Annotated in this window: 21 protein-coding genes; 8 read left to right on the forward strand and 13 right to left on the reverse strand. The window is 35.7% G+C overall.

Features of this window, described 5'->3' with window-relative positions; translation table 11 throughout:
* Window positions 1–30: 30 nt before the first annotated feature.
* From AsFPU1_RS21180 to AsFPU1_RS21190, 3 genes are all read right to left on the reverse strand, one after another.
* Entirely contained in the window at window positions 31–2,055 is a 2,025-nt protein-coding gene (locus AsFPU1_RS21180; protein WP_124973270.1) for a GspE/PulE family protein, read from the reverse strand.
* A gap of 776 nt (window positions 2,056–2,831) precedes the next feature.
* Window positions 2,832–3,422, reverse strand: coding sequence for a PAP/fibrillin family protein (locus tag AsFPU1_RS21185; protein ID WP_124973268.1), 591 nt, complete (start codon window positions 3,420–3,422; stop codon window positions 2,832–2,834).
* 79 nt (window positions 3,423–3,501) lie between these two features.
* Window positions 3,502–4,242: a phycocyanobilin:ferredoxin oxidoreductase gene (locus AsFPU1_RS21190; protein ID WP_124973266.1), complete on the reverse strand. Its 741-nt coding sequence runs from the start codon at window positions 4,240–4,242 to the stop codon at window positions 3,502–3,504.
* 168 nt (window positions 4,243–4,410) lie between these two features.
* Here AsFPU1_RS21190 and tatA point away from each other — a divergent pair, with 168 nt between their 5' ends.
* Window positions 4,411–4,575 carry a twin-arginine translocase TatA/TatE family subunit gene (gene tatA / locus AsFPU1_RS21195; RefSeq protein WP_124973264.1) on the forward strand — a complete coding sequence of 55 codons (165 nt, stop codon included), beginning with the start codon at window positions 4,411–4,413 and terminating at the stop codon, window positions 4,573–4,575.
* A 3-nt stretch (window positions 4,576–4,578) separates the two neighbouring features.
* Here the strand turns inward: tatA and AsFPU1_RS21200 are convergent, their stop codons facing one another.
* Window positions 4,579–4,869: a DUF2103 domain-containing protein gene (locus AsFPU1_RS21200; RefSeq protein WP_124973262.1), complete on the reverse strand. Its 291-nt coding sequence runs from the start codon at window positions 4,867–4,869 to the stop codon at window positions 4,579–4,581.
* A gap of 1 nt (window position 4,870) precedes the next feature.
* On the reverse strand, window positions 4,871–5,164 hold the full coding sequence (gene clpS / locus AsFPU1_RS21205; protein WP_227873442.1) for an ATP-dependent Clp protease adapter ClpS: 294 nt from the start codon (window positions 5,162–5,164) through the stop codon (window positions 4,871–4,873).
* A gap of 508 nt (window positions 5,165–5,672) precedes the next feature.
* Between clpS and AsFPU1_RS21210 the strand changes: the two genes are divergently transcribed.
* Entirely contained in the window at window positions 5,673–7,451 is a 1,779-nt protein-coding gene (locus AsFPU1_RS21210) for a BRCT domain-containing protein (RefSeq protein WP_124973258.1), read from the forward strand.
* A gap of 149 nt (window positions 7,452–7,600) precedes the next feature.
* The gene (locus AsFPU1_RS21215; protein ID WP_124973256.1) at window positions 7,601–8,644 is read left to right on the forward strand and encodes an adenosine deaminase; all 1,044 of its coding nucleotides are present in this window, start codon (window positions 7,601–7,603) and stop codon (window positions 8,642–8,644) included.
* A gap of 28 nt (window positions 8,645–8,672) precedes the next feature.
* On the opposite strand, the gene AsFPU1_RS21220 is transcribed toward AsFPU1_RS21215, so the two are convergent.
* Genes AsFPU1_RS21220 through AsFPU1_RS21230 form a run of 3 tightly spaced genes read right to left on the reverse strand, consistent with a single transcriptional unit; the run spans window position 8,673 to window position 9,817 of the window.
* Window positions 8,673–8,936 carry a type II toxin-antitoxin system RelE family toxin gene (locus AsFPU1_RS21220; RefSeq protein WP_124973254.1) on the reverse strand — a complete coding sequence of 88 codons (264 nt, stop codon included), beginning with the start codon at window positions 8,934–8,936 and terminating at the stop codon, window positions 8,673–8,675.
* An 8-nt stretch (window positions 8,937–8,944) separates the two neighbouring features.
* Window positions 8,945–9,181, reverse strand: a complete 237-nt coding sequence (locus tag AsFPU1_RS21225) for a hypothetical protein (protein ID WP_124973252.1) — start codon at window positions 9,179–9,181, stop codon at window positions 8,945–8,947.
* 60 nt (window positions 9,182–9,241) lie between these two features.
* Complete coding sequence (locus tag AsFPU1_RS21230) at window positions 9,242–9,817, reverse strand: Uma2 family endonuclease (protein WP_124973250.1); 576 nt, start codon at window positions 9,815–9,817, stop codon at window positions 9,242–9,244.
* A 120-nt stretch (window positions 9,818–9,937) separates the two neighbouring features.
* Here AsFPU1_RS21230 and AsFPU1_RS21235 point away from each other — a divergent pair, with 120 nt between their 5' ends.
* Both AsFPU1_RS21235 and AsFPU1_RS21240 read left to right on the forward strand, forming a co-directional pair.
* Window positions 9,938–10,183, forward strand: coding sequence for a hypothetical protein (locus AsFPU1_RS21235; RefSeq protein WP_124973248.1), 246 nt, complete (start codon window positions 9,938–9,940; stop codon window positions 10,181–10,183).
* Window positions 10,176–10,427, forward strand: a complete 252-nt coding sequence (locus tag AsFPU1_RS21240) for a type II toxin-antitoxin system RelE family toxin (protein WP_124973246.1) — start codon at window positions 10,176–10,178, stop codon at window positions 10,425–10,427. The genes AsFPU1_RS21235 and AsFPU1_RS21240 overlap by 8 nt, the downstream gene beginning before the upstream one ends.
* Window positions 10,428–10,441: 14 nt before the next feature.
* Here the strand turns inward: AsFPU1_RS21240 and AsFPU1_RS21245 are convergent, their stop codons facing one another.
* The 5 genes from AsFPU1_RS21245 to AsFPU1_RS21265 all read right to left on the reverse strand — a co-directional run bounded on the left by AsFPU1_RS21245 (window position 10,442) and on the right by AsFPU1_RS21265 (window position 12,827).
* Window positions 10,442–10,957 (reverse strand): helix-turn-helix domain-containing protein, encoded by a 516-nt coding sequence (locus AsFPU1_RS21245; RefSeq protein WP_124973244.1) that lies wholly within the window; start codon window positions 10,955–10,957, stop codon window positions 10,442–10,444.
* A gap of 322 nt (window positions 10,958–11,279) precedes the next feature.
* Window positions 11,280–11,507 carry a hypothetical protein gene (locus AsFPU1_RS21250; RefSeq protein WP_124973242.1) on the reverse strand — a complete coding sequence of 76 codons (228 nt, stop codon included), beginning with the start codon at window positions 11,505–11,507 and terminating at the stop codon, window positions 11,280–11,282.
* Entirely contained in the window at window positions 11,491–11,766 is a 276-nt protein-coding gene (locus tag AsFPU1_RS21255) for a BrnT family toxin (RefSeq protein ID WP_124973240.1), read from the reverse strand. Before AsFPU1_RS21255 ends, AsFPU1_RS21250 begins: the two co-directional genes overlap by 17 nt.
* Before the next feature lie 220 nt (window positions 11,767–11,986).
* Window positions 11,987–12,409 carry a HEPN domain-containing protein gene (locus AsFPU1_RS21260; protein ID WP_124973238.1) on the reverse strand — a complete coding sequence of 141 codons (423 nt, stop codon included), beginning with the start codon at window positions 12,407–12,409 and terminating at the stop codon, window positions 11,987–11,989.
* Window positions 12,384–12,827, reverse strand: a complete 444-nt coding sequence (locus tag AsFPU1_RS21265; RefSeq protein WP_124973236.1) for a hypothetical protein — start codon at window positions 12,825–12,827, stop codon at window positions 12,384–12,386. Before AsFPU1_RS21265 ends, AsFPU1_RS21260 begins: the two co-directional genes overlap by 26 nt.
* Before the next feature lie 92 nt (window positions 12,828–12,919).
* Here AsFPU1_RS21265 and pyrF point away from each other — a divergent pair, with 92 nt between their 5' ends.
* The 3 genes from pyrF (at window position 12,920) to recN (ending at window position 16,049) form a co-directional block, all read left to right on the forward strand.
* Window positions 12,920–13,612, forward strand: coding sequence for an orotidine-5'-phosphate decarboxylase (gene pyrF, locus AsFPU1_RS21270; RefSeq protein WP_124973234.1), 693 nt, complete (start codon window positions 12,920–12,922; stop codon window positions 13,610–13,612).
* A 61-nt stretch (window positions 13,613–13,673) separates the two neighbouring features.
* The gene (locus tag AsFPU1_RS21275; protein ID WP_124973232.1) at window positions 13,674–14,219 is read left to right on the forward strand and encodes a hypothetical protein; all 546 of its coding nucleotides are present in this window, start codon (window positions 13,674–13,676) and stop codon (window positions 14,217–14,219) included.
* Between the two features lie 69 nt (window positions 14,220–14,288).
* Entirely contained in the window at window positions 14,289–16,049 is a 1,761-nt protein-coding gene (recN, locus tag AsFPU1_RS21280; RefSeq protein ID WP_124973230.1) for a DNA repair protein RecN, read from the forward strand.
* The last annotated feature ends 81 nt before the right edge of the window (window positions 16,050–16,130 follow it).

Here is a 16,130-nt window from a genome sequence, read left to right on the forward strand (position 1 = left end):
AGCCATAATTTTGTCTCCTAAATTAATAAGTTAGTTGTTAATAAATCGAGGGGTCATACAATAGGGACAGTCCATCCATTCCTGTTGTAATTCAGCCGAACAGGTTTTACATTCAAGAGAACTCTTACGTTTAGCTTTTAACTCCGACTCAAGTCCTGTATCCGTAAACGTTACCCGTTCCACTTCTTCGAGAGTGGTTAATCCTTCTTGTACCAATTGCAAACTATAAGCTAGGATGGTGATCATCCCTTCTTCAACAGCAGCATCTTTAATACGGTCAGTGGTGGCCCCTTCATTGACTAAACTTTGAATGCGTTCTGTATTACGCATCACTTCGTAAACCCCAACCCTTCCTTTGTAACCACTACCGCCACATTTTTGACATAATGTACCACTGGTTTTAGCTGCGGTAATTTCCTCTGGGGTCAATGTGTTAGATTTGTAGATAGTGGCTTCTTCCTCATTAGAAGCTGATAAGCCAAAACGTGCTAATTCCGCTTTACTAGGGTTATAAGCGACCCGACACTCACTACAAACCCGTCGCATTAACCGTTGGGCCAATACCCCTAATAACGCCCCAGAAATCATAAATGGTTCAACCCCCATTTCATCCAAACGGGCGATCGCACCTGCTGCGTCGTTGGTGTGTAAACTGGTTAATACCAAGTGACCCGTTAATGCTGCCTCAATAGCAGTTTTAGCCGTTTCTACGTCCCTGGTTTCCCCTACTAGGATGACATCGGGATCTTGGCGCATAAATGCCCGTAAAATTGAGGCAAAGTTCATGCCTTTTTCCCGAATAACCTGCACTTGAGTAATACCTGGTAAGGAGTATTCAATAGGATCTTCGGCGGTACTGATATTAACCCCTGGATGGTTTCTTTCGGCTAAAACCGAATACAAACTGGTAGATTTACCACTTCCGGTGGGCCCCGTCACTAATAATAAGCCAAAAGGACGACTGGCTAAGTCTCTAACAATTTGTAGAGTTTCTTGGTTAGTAATTAATTTATCTAATCCTAATTGGGTAGAGGAATTATCTAAAATCCGTAAACAAACTTTTTCCCCATAGCGACTGGGTAGGGTATTAACCCGAAAGTCCACTTTACGTCCTTGATAAATGCGTCGAATTTTACCATCTTGAGGGAGACGACGTTCAGCAATGTCTAAGTCAGACATAATTTTGAACCGCGCTACCACTGCTGGAGTGACTTTCCGGGGTAGGGGATCAAAAGCTTGATGGAGTACCCCATCTCTTCGGAAACGAACCCGTAAAGCTTCTTCTTGCGGTTCAATATGAATATCTGATATGCCTTCTTGTAGGGCTTTGGCCAGAATTTTATTGACCAAATTAATAACAGGGGCTTGATGAGCATCGTCAGAGTCAAGGGCATCATGACTTTCATCCTCTGTTGATGCCATAGTAGCATCAAGATTGCCCATAATATCGGTCAGATCAGCCATTTTTTCCATGGCCTGTTCTTTAGTTAACCGATCTTTTTCCTGGTCAAGTTCTGCTTGCAGTTCATGATATTGTTCTAGGAGTTGGTCATAATCTTCTTGGGTAATGACCATCCGTCGCAGATCTAAGCCTCTGGCCCGTAAGATCCTGTTAAGATCGTCTTGGGCCGCCAAATTGTCAGGATCAACCATGGCCACCAAAACCGATGGGGGATTGCCTTCATGTTTAGAAATGGGTAACAATTTATGACGACGACAGATATCAAAAGAAATTAACGTCTCAATTAATTCGGCCATCTGCCGATCTGCCACTGGAGACACTTCGGGATCAACTGAGTCTACACCGTAGAGGATTTTGAGTTCAAATAAATGATGTTTTTTATATTGTCTAAATAACTCCGGGGGTAACTGTTGACCCGTCATTACTTGTAGGACATCCGTTAGGGGACGACCTGATTTACGGGTTTCAACAAGGGCCTGTTTCATCTGTTCCGGGACAACATACCCAGCTTCGATGAGTTTATTGCCAAAGGGGGAAAAGTAATTTCGTAGGGCAACAGCGCGGCTACGCTTTGAGGCAGTGGAGTTCGTCATAAGGCAGTAGTCAAAGTTCCTTAGATATCCTCAGTATTCCCAATGTTGTGATTCAAATTACTATGTTGGCCAGATTTTTTTGCTATGGTCGGAGCAGTTAGGCTCTCCCGACATCTTGGTATAAAATGTATAATCAGCTACAATACTTAATATTAAGCTAAGACGCATTTAAAATGGTTATAGATAATTTCAGTACAAAAATTCAAACTCTTTCTCCGGCGCTCCCTTGCTCCGGCGCTCCCTTGCAGTCTCAACTACCAATTTAGATGCGTGACAGCTTAGGACTGATGCAACTTTAATGACTTTGATTGTTTACGATATTGGGTCTATAGAACCCATTTGGGATCTTTCCCAGAATCTCTACATAGTCAGGATTAAGAAGAAATCATCCAATTTGCTAAAACCATCATAAGTTCAATCTTTCGATAGAGATCCCAAATGGGTTCTATAAAATCCCAATTTATAATTTATAATTTATAATTTATAATTCATAACACTTAATATGGTAGGTTACGACGCGCCTTAAAAGTTATGGGTTTTTCATCAAAATCATAGCCGCGTCTAAGCTAAAACGCATTTACAATGCGTTTTAGCAAGGCAAAAGGCAAAAAGCAAAAGGCAAAAGGATTATAGCTTTTTTCTTGCATTTAACCAATAAACAGTTTAAATGCACAACAGCTTAACCCACCCTACGAATTATAAGTTTTACTTATCACCACAGGTACGGGAGAGCCAATATTTTTAAGTACAAATTGAGTATTAATAAGCAGTAGGGGTCAACGGCTTTCTTTAGACAAGACAAATACATTCCCTTCATTGCCTCTAGCAACCCGTAGATCTTCATCTAAATAAGTAATTTCTAACCAGCCGTTTTGTTCCCGATTTTCCATGCTAAAATCAATGGGGAAAAACTTTTTTCCGGCCTCAATTTCTTCAATTAATTGATTAGGTGATTGATAGCCTAATAATTTTTGTGAGCCAATAATATAGCGTTCAAACTTGACATTAACCCGTTTTTCTGATATGATCTCAAATCTTGCCGCCACACTTACAATTCCCTCTAAAAAAGGAACTCCCACAATTTCTGCAATATTATAAAGTTTGCAGTCTGTTGTCCGAATACATTGATAAATTTGCCCCAATTGTAATAGAGGAACTTTATCTAATCCTAAAATTCCTCTACTGGTTGTATATAATAATCGCCAGTTTCCTTCTAATAAGTCTAATGCTTCTAAGGGTTTGGGTGTTGGGTTATGATCTTCGAGTTGTTCTAGGGACGAAAGTACCCTCACTCTATCCATTTCTGTCGCTAATAAACCCCGATTTTTTCCGGCGATCGCTTCTAATAATCTGGCTTTTTCTTTCATCTTTCAATACCTTAAACAATGGATAATGGATAATGGGCAATTACCTCTACCTTTAAAATAGAGGATTAAACTTTAATTATCAATTGTTAGGTAGATCAAATAATACTTGAGTCATATATTTATGGGCCCAAGCATCACCAAATGCTTTCTCTAAAACTCGTCGAGTTTTATCATTTTGTTGTTGCTTAGTACAATAATATTTTTGTCCAGCAATATTAAGTTCTCGTTGTTGTTCAGAAACGGGAGATAATTGGGTAGCTTGTTGACAGTGTATCCGTAAAAAACCGGCCACACGAGAGATAAATTGACTTTCTTCTTCTGGGTTATGAGGCCGAATAAATAAACAATATTTTGAGAAAATATCGCCCCATTCCGGCAAATCACGGGATTCTGTAAAATTAACGGAAGGTAATTGTTCTAAAGCTTGATGGTATTCTAAAGGAAGCACTAATTCTGAGTTAGTGGGAGATAAATCAGCGATCGCCGCACTTACTCCCCCCCGACCAGCAACAATATCACAACCAAACATCGGTAAAGAATACTCAGGATTAGGAAACATAACACAATGAAGAATATCTAACCCTTGCCCAACTTTAGCCAATTCTAGGTGAAGTTTGCGAAATTGAGGGGTTTGATAACAACAATTGTCGATCACCAGTTTTTGCCCTTCAAGTCGTCCTTCTACATAGCCTAACCCATCGGGTAATTCATAGGGAGATAGAGATAGATATTGTTGCCACTGAGAGACAATTACTTCTGCTAATTGACCAATCAGAGGATGCAGTTGAGAACGAATCGAGGTCGGGTTAATTTCTATCATATCAGGGTAAAATAGAAGAATAATAGGATTTTAGGACTAGGGGCAGGTTTTTAACCAAAATTCATGATGCTAACAAAGATATTAGCAAGATCTAGATTATTTCAGGATATACTGAGGATGACCCCTAACTCTATCGATTCAGAAATAACTTAACGTTTGGAGATATTTATGTTTGGATTAGGATGGACTGAAGTAATTATAATCCTAGTGGTGTCTTTGTTTATTTTTGGCCCTAAAAAATTTCCTGAAATTGGAGCGTCACTAGGAAAAACTTTACGGGGTTTTAAAGAAGAAATCAACCACCCGACGGATGATGATCATTTAGATACTTAAGGATTAATTTAACACGGTTTCAATGGCTGATTCTAATTCTTGTTGACTTAAATCTGTGACAAAAAAGACTTCTTGAACGGTTTTTCCTTGTCTGGCGATCGCTTTATATCCGCCTCGAATTGGTACGGAAATCCGTAATTTTAAGTGAGGACAATGGCCTCTAGCACGGCCAATGACTCCTGGTGTAATAGTAGAAATTTGGGTGTAATTAAGCAATTTTTCGAGAATAGGAATCAATCCGTCTAGATGAGTCGAATGATTCCAAACCAGTCGTCCTTTGTCCTCTTGCGCCATTTTAGGCTTCCTCCAAGGGGGCCATGGTTAACCCTTCTCGACGTAATTGTTGATGATACAGTTCTGCTTGTTCTTGAGGCCCCACCCAAACGAGTGCTTGCCCTTCATAATGTACTTGATTAGTGAGTTCCCAAGCGCGATCGCTACTCATGGCGGGGATATACTTAATTAAGCAGTTAGACACATGCTCAAAGGTGTTGAAATCGTCATTCAGGACAATCACCTTATAATTTGGGTAAGACTTAGGAACTACTGCGGTAGCCCGTTTAGGTGCGACAGTTGGAGAAGTCGCCATAGCTTTGACTGTGGTAGACAATCTCATGGTCATTAAAGTTTAAAAATTGAGGAGAGAGCCAAAACATTTGTATGAAGAATATCTTATCATTTTACGGCTCAATAATATTAATTAGGGGCGAAGGAGATAATTGTTCAGATGATAAGACATTAATCAACTCTTTTTTTTGAACCTTCTCTTTTTATTTTAATCATTTTCTTCCCTATTAATACAGTTCACTATCTATTTTTTTGATCATAGCGATCGCCTTGGTTTGACACAGGTGATCGCTATCGGTACAATCTATATATAGCAAGGGTTTTAGCTTAATTTGACACCAATGGTGCCTCAACCCAACCGACAAGATCAGCTATGATGATGTTAAGAATTGTAATGTTTAAAACGCTTTTCCTGTGAGGGCGATCGCATACTGATATAAATATAACAATGGGTCAGTCTGATCAGCTTAGACTCTGTACAAGCTCTACATGAAAAGATTTGCCGTTGTCGTTTTTGCCGGAGAAGTAATATGACCAATGAATTGATTTACGAAATTTCCACATTATTACTGGTTCTAGGTGCTTCTCGCATCAATTATCGGCAACTTCGTAACAGTTGGGTGAAACAACAAGCATTGCTGTTAGGGAAGCAACAAGAATTAATTCTGGAGACACAAACTCTCAAAAATAATTTAACTAATGTGGTAGAGACGAATGAATCTCTAACGCAAAATAATCATCAACTGAAACAGAGTTTATCAGAAATTACACAAAATTTAACGACGCTTCAAGGTAAAGTTAGTGAGTTAGACCAACAAAAAATTAATTTATCCAATAATTTAAAACAAGAACAAGATAAGGTTATTTCTCTGCAACAAACTGCTACGAGTTTAGAACAAAAGCAAGAAAAATTACAAACTGAATATCAGCAACAAGTATCTTCACTGCAAAAGCAACTTGATAGTTTACAGCGAGAAAAAGAACAAACTTTTAATCAACTGCAGCAAGAAACAAGAAAAGCAACCGCGACACAACAACAGGTTAATAGTTTAACTCAACAATTAGAGTCAGAGAAACAACTAATTACCAATTTAGAGACACAAGTTAAAACTGTTGAACAAGAGAAGGTAACTTTTGCTAAAGAGTTAGAATCACAGGTTAATAGTTTAACTCAACAATTAGATTCAGAAAAACAACTAATTACCAATTTAGAGACACAAGTTAAAACTGTTGAACAAGAGAAGGTAACTTTTGCTAAAGAGTTAGAATCACAGGTTAATAGTTTAACTCAACAATTAGATTCAGAAAAACAACTAATTACCAATTTAGAGACACAAGTTAAAACCGTCGAACAAGAGAAGGTAACTGTTACTAAGGAGTTAGAATCACAGGTTAATAGTTTAACTCAACAATTAGATTCAGAAAAACAACTAATTACCAGTTTAGAGACACAAGTTAAAACTGTTGAACAAGAGAAGGTAACTGTTACTAAGGAGTTAGAATCACAGGTTAATAGTTTAACTCAACAATTAGATTCAGAAAAACAACTAATTACCAGTTTAGAGACACAAGTTAAAACTGTTGAACAAGAGAAGGTAACTGTTACTAAGGAGTTAGAATCACAGGTTAATAGTTTAACTCAACAATTAGAGTCAGAAAAACAACTAATTACCAGTTTAAAGACACAAGTTAAAACTGTTGAACAAGAGAAGGTAACTGTTACTAAAGAGTTAGAAGAACAGGTTAATAGTTTAACTAAAGAGAAAGATAAGCTAGAAACTAAACTAAGAAAAATTGAAACAACTGAAACTAAATCTCCTCCTAAGTCTGAAGCTTTAGTTTCTACTAAAGCTTCAGAGGAAATAAAGGTTTCTCTTACTCCCAAATCTGAAGCAAAAGTAGAAACTAAGGTAGTAGAAGAAATACCAGTTTCTATCCCGCAAAAAGTAGAAACTAAGGTAATAGAAAAAGAAGACGAAATTGTAATCCCTGTTACTGAAAAAGTAGAAACTGAAAAGAAAGTTAGCCAAAAAGATGACAAAAAAAAAGAAGAAGAAAGTCAAGAAACGGTAAAAAATGAGCATGTTTTGACCGGCAAAAAAATCGTAATTGCTGGTAGTTTATCCCAAATAAATCGAGATGAAGCCAGAATATTGTTACAAAAATTACGGGCAACCATAACCACTTCTCTAAGTTCTAAAACTCACTATATTGTTGTGGGGAAAGAACCTGGTGATAAACTCAAAAAAGCACAAAAATTAGGAATTCCTCAACTAACAGAATCTGAATTTGTCGAATTACTAAAATAGATTCTTTGAAATTCCTTCAGCCTGAAGGCTGATGCTATAGAGACTAAGCCTGCCTTTGCAGGCTTTTTAATCTAAATAATTAATATTAACACTGCTTGATTCTGCTGCTGTCATCTAGAATAATCTTAAGACAGCATCAGGAGGTTTCTGTGGCATTATATGCGGACTTACATCGTCATTTAGGAGGTTCCGTTGTTCCGAGAATTCTCTGGCGGTACTTTAAGCGACATAACCAAGAAATGGCGCAAAGATTCCCCAAATATCCCGCTTTTGAGGAATTTTACACCCGCAAACGGAATACCCTAGATGAATACCTAGAATTACACACCCTGGTAGAGAGTGTACAAACGGAACAGACGCTTCCCTATTTTATTTATCGACTAATTCGGGGGGCGTATATTTTCGAGAATTTAGCTTATTTAGAATTGCGCTATACTCCTTATTTGCGTACACCTGAACATCTTAGTCAAAATCAGAGAATTGATGAGATGGCGAAAATTGTGCAAATTGTGGGAAAAGCCAGTCAAGTTCACGAATATCCCATCATTATTAGTCAAATTCTCTGTATGCACTCCCGTTTACCCTACGAAGTCAATAAGGCTATTGTAGAGTTAGCTGCCAACATGGGAGATTATGTTTGTGCGATCGATGTTGCAGGGGGAGACTCTCATTATGGCGATCGCTTAGACGAATTTATCAGTCTTTATCAATATGCGCGATCGCTAGGACTCAAAACAACCGGACATTTGTATGAAACGCCTCAAGGTTGTTATCCAGCATTATTGCCTTATTTAATGCGAATTGGTCATGGAATTCAAATTCCTTTGAAATATCCCGAATTATTGCCTGAAATTGCCCGATCAAATCAGTGTTTAGAAGTGTGTCCTACTACTTATTTAAAGACAGGAACTTTAGAGGATTTATCTGAGTTAAAAGTGGTATTTGATCGCTGTTTTGATGCGGGTGTTGATATTGCAATTTGTACGGATAATGCGGGGTTACATAATGTCCGTCTACCCTTTGAATACGAAAATCTTTTGACCCAAGATGTGATTGATTTTAAACAGTTACAAGCTTGTCAAGATGCAGCTTTTCGTCATGCTTTTGCTTGGCCCCATAAAGAACGTCCTGCTTCTTTATTAACTGATTTACTCAAAGATAATTCTCCTGAAAAGATGTTATTATCTGTGTAATTTGGTAAGGTGGGCAATGCCCACCCTACTAATTTTTATAAATTTTACTATGATGGCCAATTTTAATTACCAAAACAACTAAAATGTTATTCTCGACTCGATAAATAATTCGATAGTCTCCTATTCTTACTCTTAATCTTCCTTCTCCATTTGTGAGTTGTTTAAAATCAGGAGGATAAGGATTTATTTTTAATGTTTCAATTTTGTTTTTGATTCGTTCCTGAATATCTTTGGGAAGTTTTGACAGTTCTTTCTTAGCACTTTTTAGGAATTCGATTTTATATTCTGTCATATCTTAGATTATAATCCTAAATCTTGTTTGACATCTTCCCAGGAAATGCGTTCTTGATTATCAGGATCGGTTTCAGCTATGATAGCATCTCTTACATCTAATAAGTCTTCTAATTCTTCTGTATTAATTACCGTTAAATTTCCTTGACTAATTTGTTCTAAAAGTTCATTAACAGACAAGTTTAATTGATTCCCAAGGTTCGTAATACCTGTGAGAATATCTTGAGAAAGGGTTAGTTGAGTCATAGTAATTTAAAGGTGTTGTGATTTATTCTAGTTTAGCAAATAATTTTTTATTTCTCAATTTTACCAAATTAATTCTAAATTTAAGACAAAATTAGGTAAGATATTTTCTCCTAATAAAGTATTAGGATTATCTAATATTTCAACTTCTCTACCTTGTCGATAAATTTCGATTTTTTTATCTTTTCGATTAATCAGCCATCCTAATTTTGTTCCATTTTCAATATACTCTATCATCTTTTCTTGCAAAGGTTTTAAACTATCGCTAGGGGAACATAATTCAATGACGAAATCAGGACATAAAGATAGAAATTTTTGACGTTGTTTAGGAGTTAAGTTATCCCATTTTTCTAAAGGTATCCAAGACGCATCAGGGGATCTATCTGCACCATTAGGAAGCTTAAAACCTGTAGATGAATCAAAAACTTTACCCAATTTATATTCCTTATTCCAAAGTTGAATTTGAAAATTAATCTCTGAATTTCTTTCTCCTGTTTCTCCTCCTGTCGGTGGCATAATAATTAAGTCTCCTTTGGCATTTTTTTCAAAACGCAAATCTCGATTATCTTGACAAATTTGATAAAATTGTTCATCGGTTAGATTAAGGGAATCTAAATTAATTTGTACTGAATCAACCATGATCTGTATTTACTCCATCAGTTTTGATAAAGTTGGTTATTTATTTTAGTATAGTTATTTTGAGAATTAATGCGGACAATATTAGGATATAATAGATGAGAGTTTACACAATCCGTAATCATGACCACTTACAATCAGGTACTTACTGAAATTCAGTCTCTTAGTCTCTCTGAACAACTACGGTTACTAGATGAGTTAAAAGTCTTAGTTAGTCATTCAATAGAAGTAGAAGGAGATGATGAAACGATTCCTATAGAAGACATTATGCAAAGTCAAACAGCTTGGGAAGATTATATATCAGGTAAGGATCAGGGAATTACTTCTCAAGATTTAAAACGCAAGTTGTTAGGAGAAAATTTTGCTTGATTATATTCTCTTAAAACAAGCAGAACGCTATTTACAGCGAATGCAACCTGATGATCAACTTCGCATTATTAATGCTTTAGATTCCTTAATTTCTAATCCTTTAACCCTAGATATTAAACCCTTAAAAGGTCGTCCTGAATTTCGTTTGCGTGTGGGGAAGTATCGGGTATTATTTATAGAAGATCAAGATAAGCAAGTTTATGTAATAACTGCAATTGGTTCTCGTGGTGATATTTATAAATAAATTATGAAGATACATTATAAATTCTGACTCGCTATAATTTTACTAACTTCTTGAATAGACAACTCTAAAACTTCAGCAATTTGTTCTACAGTTAATCCTAATTTAACTAAGCGGGGAATAGTTTCTCTTTTTGTTTTCTTCTGAATAGAGTCAATTATAATTTGATCATCGGGAATAATATCATTATTTTCTTCAATATCAGGATAAGAATTAGAACAAAAATTAAGTTTGTCAACTTGGCTACTATTCACAATAATACCATAGTTATTTTTACCGACTACTCTTTCAACTGTTGCCCGAAAATTAGACTTATTAATATCTTCACCTAATGTATCAGAAAGAACTTGCCAAAGTTTATAAGCTTCATCTTTTGTATGACCTTTGCTACAGTTATATTCTTTAGCGATGTCAGCATATTTTTGACCGTTTAAGACTCCTTTTAAAATAGACATTTGTAAGCTATCAATATGTTTTCCTGTTGAGGAGAATATCAACTCATCTAAGTAGCTGACTAATTCTTGAGAATTCATACTTATTCAATGGTTTGTGATCAGTCTTTATCCGCCATATTACGCTAAAAACAGTCTTTTGTAAAGATTATTTAGAAAACTCCCGTCTTTATCTGACTAATTATTTTAGACATCAATCAGTACACTAAGACAAAATAATATTACCCTCTTGAAATTAGTCTCGAAACCAGTATGATGCGTGTAATGCACCTTATTTGTAGGTATTTATTTTAAAATAATAATATAGAGAAACTTTTGTTAACTAAATTATAGACTGGTGGGTTACGACGCGCCCTAAAAATTATTAGTTTTTCCTCAAAATTGTTGCCGCGTCTAACCCACCCTACGATCTAAGTTTTTGACGGTTAGCAATTTCCATTAATAATCTTAACGCTTTATTAACTGCTTCATCATTAGGAAACGCTTGAGCAATATCTGGTTCTAATAACACCAAATTTGTTCCTTTTCGATAATCTTGAGCATATTTTCCTCTAACTCCCCCTTCCATTTGGACAAAATCATATTCATCTCGTAAATCATCCGTCAATTCGTGATCAAAGTCCTGACTCATAAAATTTCCGTTCCTTTTTCGTTGCTAATCGTACACTAATTATTCTAATTCGTTTATCTCTATCTGTATGAGAAATGACCAATAAACGATTATCTTTAGATAATCCTATTGTAAGATAGCGCATTTCTCTAAAGGAATGATCAGGGTCTGGAAAAGTAACAGAGAAATCATCATAAAAAACCGTTACACCTTCTTTAAAAGATACTCCATGCTTATTTAGATTAATCTCGGCTTTCTCAGGATTCCATTCAAACTGCATACCCTAATCACTTTTTTATATTAATTCAATTATAATACCAATAATCGATCTTATCCTTTAAGATAAACTAGGTTTTATTAACTAGAACTCAGGTTTATTATTTCTCTATCATGTCCTTATCTGATCAGATTATTGTTCCCTTAGATGTATCTAGTTTAGACGAAGCGATCGCTGATCTTGTAGGGTGCATTAACAAAGTGTAATGCACCTTATTTCACTTCTAAATTAAGTCGTTAATTTGATTGATAATTCTGTCAATATCTCTAACCAATAATCTAGCTTCATTAATAGTAATTTGTTCCTGCGGTAATTTATAATGATTCTCATTTTTAAACTCTGGATAAAGAAACTTAGAACGATAATAACTTTTTTCTATTCTAATAATAACTGAAGCTAAACTCTTAATATTTACATACTCAGCTAAATGTTTTTTACAAAATCCCAAAAACATCCTTAATTTAGTTTCATGGTTAAGGGGAATCGTACTTTTAAAATGAAGAATAACTGCAACGGCTAAAGATTCCAAAGCGTGATAAATCAGAAAACCAATTACTTCTTGAATATCAATTCCTAAAGATTGATGTTTCTTAGCACTTTCTAAATATCTTTGTGCTGTTTTAAGATAAGCTTCTTTGGCTTTCATAAACAATAATACTGTTATTTATATTTTTTAGAATATCATTCTGACGTTGCTCAAATTCAGTATAATTAATATTATTTAGAATGGGAATGATTAAAAATTCAACCAAAAAATCTGCAAATATCTCTGACAATTGATAAGTTATTTCTGAATCTTCAGTAAAATCTCCAAATATCAATACATGAATAACTTCTCGTTCTTTTTTTTGCAAAATAATACTATGATTGTCTAACTTATCATAATCATTATAGATATTTTCAACGATAATTAAATCAATTGGTAAGGTTTTCAGATTTTCTCTATTTTGAATTAAACTAATATTAAGAAACTGATAAAATCCCAAAAAATCATCAAGAGAATTTTTGTCTATTATTTGATTTTTAATAGACTCAATAATGCTAATTTTATCAATAACAGTCATAAGTTATACTTTCCAATAAAATACATTTTAGCTTATCCTTTAAGATAAACTAGGTTTTATTAACTCGAACTCAGGTTCATTTTTTCTCTATCATGTCCTCATCTGATCAGATTATTGTTCCTTTAGATGTATCTAGTTTAGACGAAGCGATCGCCCTAATAGATAAACTCCCCCCCGTCACCTTTTGGAAAGTGGGGTTAGAATTATTTGTTGCTACCGGCCCCGAAATCTTAAAAATACTTAAAGAACGACAAAAACGCATTTTTTTAGACCTTAAATTCCATGATATCCCTAACACTGTGGCGGGAGCTTGTAGCAGTGCCAGTCAATACGGGGTAGATTTATTAACCCTCCATGCAACTGCGGGCAAAAACGCCTTAAAAGCTGCCACTGAAGCGATTAAAGATAGTCCGTCCCCCCCTAAATTATTAGCCATTACCCTGTTGACCAGTTTAAACTCACGAGAATTAGCTTTTGATCTGAAAATACCTCTAGAATTGCCAGAATACGCCTTAGAAATGGCTTTATTAGCCCAAAAATGCGGCATTAATGGGGCGGTATGTTCTCCTCAAGAAGTCAGTCAGTTACGTCAAAGTTGTGGCCCAGATTTTTTATTAGTATGTCCAGGAGTTCGCCCCAGTTGGGCCGAAAAAGGTGATCAACAAAGGGTTATGACTCCCGAAAAAGCGTTTAAAGCAGGGGCAAATTATTTAGTGATTGGTCGTCCGATTACAATGGCTAATGATCCGATCGCTGCTTGGGAACGAATTTGTGAAGAATTATAACTAATCTAATATAATTCGTGACACAGGCATCCTGCCTGTGAGAAGTTGGAAGGACAAAAAGATGAAACTTTGGCTTTTGGGACTGGTGATCATCATAGATGGGTTAATCTTTGGAGGATGGGTCAACGCTCAAGTAAAAAATACAGCAGTAACTTGTCCTACGGATGTAGAAACCTTAATGGAGTTGATGCTCAAAGATTTGCCCAGTTATGCCAATCGTGTCACCCAACGCACTAGAGACGGTGATCGCCAGGAACAAGTATATAATTATATTTTGTTGGCAGGAAGACCCGAATTTGAGCCTTTACCCCTCACTAATTTACAATATAAGCCCGTTCTATCGGATACCACCAAACAATTCTTTTTTACTACCTTAGAACGACAATATAATCAACAAAAAGCAGTAAACTTACAAAATTATTACTGGTTATTTTTGGCCCCTACCTCTGAGGGATGGTACTCAATCTTACTGTTTACCCAATTAGCTAGTATAGAAGGTGCTAGTCTCCCCTTACCCCCCCAAGATGCCAGAAATGGAGCCATTGGTCAAGGAATTAGTCTCTGGTTGCGAGATTGTCGGGCCGGGATATTAAGGAAACATAATTGAGCAAATTGCTCTAAACTCAAACAAAGAGTTCACAAACATCTCTGGTATTGATTAATTTAGGATGAGTTGATGCTGTCTCTATTGCAGATAAAAAATTTTGCTTTGGTTGATCAGTTAACCTTAAAATTTGGTCAAGGTTTAAATGTCTTGACGGGAGAAACTGGCGCAGGTAAGTCTATTATTCTCGATGCTATTGATATTGTTTTAGGGGGTAAAGTTAATCATCGTTTTATTCGTCAAGGAACTTCACAAGCGTCTATTGAAGCAACTTTTTTGGTTGATTCTTCTTTGATAAAATGGTTAGAACAACAACAACTTGAACTCTTAGAAGAAGGAACTCTTATCTGTCATAGAGAATTAACTTTGACTGGGGAAAGTTTGCGATCGCGTTGTCGAATTAATGGAGTTTTAGTTAATCTTCAATTAATGGCACAATTACGGGAATATTTAGTCGAAATTACAGCCCAAGGACAAACAGTACAGTTAATGGATAGTACCCGACAACGGGAGTTACTTGATTTGTATGGAGGGTCTGAAATTCTACAGCAAAAAAAAGTCGTAGAATTAGCTTATGAACAGTGGAAATTAACAGAAAAAACTCTAGAAAAACGCCGTAAATCTGATCAAGAACGGTTACAACGTCTTGATATTTTAGAGTATCAACGTCAAGAATTACAAGAAGTTCAATTAAGTGATTCTGATGAATTAGAACAACTTCAACAAGAAGGAGAACGTCTTTCTCATGTGGTGGAATTACAACAATTAAGTTATCAAACTTATCAAGTTCTTTATCAAAATGATCGGGGTGAACCCGCGATCGCTGATCGGTTAGCTGATGCAGAAAATCTCTTGACAGATATGGCAGAATATGATAATAAAATTGAATCTATTTTAGAGATGGTTAAATCAGCTTTAACCCAAGTGGTAGAAGCGGGACAAGAGATTAACCATTATGGGGACGCTTTAGAGGCTGATCCAGAGAGATTGACAGAGGTAGAGGAGAGAATTAACTTATTAAAGCGAATTTGTCGTAAATATGGCCCCAGTTTACAGGAGGTTATTAATTATTATGACAAATTACAAGTAGAATTTGCCGAATTAACTAATAGTGAACAGTCCATAGAAAAGTTAGAAAAAGATTATAAAATAGCTCAAGAAAAGTTTGATTTAGCTTGTCAAGAATTAACTAAATTACGTCAAAAAGCTGCTAGTCAATTAGATAAACAATTAGTTAAAGAATTAAAACCTTTGGCGATGGAAAAGGTTATTTTTGTTTGTCAAATTAGCCCTAGTAATCCAAATATAACCGGAAAAGATCAAGTTATTTTTTATTTTAGTCCCAACCCAGGAGAAAAAATTCAACCTCTGTCAAGTACGGCTTCTGGAGGAGAAATGAGTCGTTTTTTATTAGCCTTAAAAGCTTGTTTTGCTCAAGCGGAAAAGTCTTCTGGAACCCTTATTTTTGATGAAATTGATGCCGGAGTCTCAGGAAAAGTTGCCCAAGCGATCGCTAATAAGTTACATCATTTAAGCGAAACTTATCAAGTATTGTGTGTGACTCATCAACCCCTAGTAGCAGCTTTGGCAGATAATCATTTTCGGGTAGAAAAACAAATGATTGAAGAATCTGCTCAAGTTAAAGTAGAAGAAAATAGGCAATTAAATTTACCTGAAATTAGGACAGTAGTGAGAGTGCAAGAGTTAGATAATTTACAAACTAGACGAGAAGAATTAGCCCAATTAACGGGAGGACATTCAGCAGATGATGCGATTGAATTTGCTCAGTCATTATTAGTTAAAGCAGAAGCGTATCGCTTGGGAAAGAAATAAATTTTATTGCTAAAAATTCTATTATTGTTAATAATAGAGGCAAAAGTTTAATTATGTTAATTATACTGATTGGGTTGATCG

Source organism: Aphanothece sacrum FPU1 (assembly GCF_003864295.1).
Classification (GTDB): Bacteria; Cyanobacteriota; Cyanobacteriia; order Cyanobacteriales; family Microcystaceae; genus Aphanothece_B; species Aphanothece_B sacrum.

What these genes read in the sequence shown, in the direction of transcription:
- AsFPU1_RS21200 (WP_124973262.1), bottom strand. Translation starts at nt 4,869, where the DNA reads ATGGCGCAAGAGGACAAAGGACGACTGGTTTGGAATCATTCGACTCAT.
- AsFPU1_RS21220 (WP_124973254.1), bottom strand. Translation starts at nt 8,936, where the DNA reads ATGACAGAATATAAAATCGAATTCCTAAAAAGTGCTAAGAAAGAACTG.
- AsFPU1_RS21235 (WP_124973248.1), top strand. Translation starts at nt 9,938, where the DNA reads ATGACCACTTACAATCAGGTACTTACTGAAATTCAGTCTCTTAGTCTC.
- AsFPU1_RS21225 (WP_124973252.1), bottom strand. Translation starts at nt 9,181, where the DNA reads ATGACTCAACTAACCCTTTCTCAAGATATTCTCACAGGTATTACGAAC.
- AsFPU1_RS21260 (WP_124973238.1), bottom strand. Translation starts at nt 12,409, where the DNA reads ATGAAAGCCAAAGAAGCTTATCTTAAAACAGCACAAAGATATTTAGAA.
- AsFPU1_RS21185 (WP_124973268.1), bottom strand. Translation starts at nt 3,422, where the DNA reads ATGAAAGAAAAAGCCAGATTATTAGAAGCGATCGCCGGAAAAAATCGG.
- AsFPU1_RS21230 (WP_124973250.1), bottom strand. Translation starts at nt 9,817, where the DNA reads ATGGTTGATTCAGTACAAATTAATTTAGATTCCCTTAATCTAACCGAT.
- AsFPU1_RS21210 (WP_124973258.1), top strand. Translation starts at nt 5,673, where the DNA reads ATGACCAATGAATTGATTTACGAAATTTCCACATTATTACTGGTTCTA.
- recN (WP_124973230.1), top strand. Translation starts at nt 14,289, where the DNA reads ATGCTGTCTCTATTGCAGATAAAAAATTTTGCTTTGGTTGATCAGTTA.
- tatA (WP_124973264.1), top strand. Translation starts at nt 4,411, where the DNA reads ATGTTTGGATTAGGATGGACTGAAGTAATTATAATCCTAGTGGTGTCT.
- AsFPU1_RS21190 (WP_124973266.1), bottom strand. Translation starts at nt 4,242, where the DNA reads ATGATAGAAATTAACCCGACCTCGATTCGTTCTCAACTGCATCCTCTG.
- AsFPU1_RS21265 (WP_124973236.1), bottom strand. Translation starts at nt 12,827, where the DNA reads ATGACTGTTATTGATAAAATTAGCATTATTGAGTCTATTAAAAATCAA.
- AsFPU1_RS21255 (WP_124973240.1), bottom strand. Translation starts at nt 11,766, where the DNA reads ATGCAGTTTGAATGGAATCCTGAGAAAGCCGAGATTAATCTAAATAAG.
- AsFPU1_RS21275 (WP_124973232.1), top strand. Translation starts at nt 13,674, where the DNA reads ATGAAACTTTGGCTTTTGGGACTGGTGATCATCATAGATGGGTTAATC.
- AsFPU1_RS21245 (WP_124973244.1), bottom strand. Translation starts at nt 10,957, where the DNA reads ATGAATTCTCAAGAATTAGTCAGCTACTTAGATGAGTTGATATTCTCC.
- AsFPU1_RS21180 (WP_124973270.1), bottom strand. Translation starts at nt 2,055, where the DNA reads ATGACGAACTCCACTGCCTCAAAGCGTAGCCGCGCTGTTGCCCTACGA.
- pyrF (WP_124973234.1), top strand. Translation starts at nt 12,920, where the DNA reads ATGTCCTCATCTGATCAGATTATTGTTCCTTTAGATGTATCTAGTTTA.
- AsFPU1_RS21250 (WP_124973242.1), bottom strand. Translation starts at nt 11,507, where the DNA reads ATGAGTCAGGACTTTGATCACGAATTGACGGATGATTTACGAGATGAA.
- clpS (WP_227873442.1), bottom strand. Translation starts at nt 5,164, where the DNA reads ATGGCGACTTCTCCAACTGTCGCACCTAAACGGGCTACCGCAGTAGTT.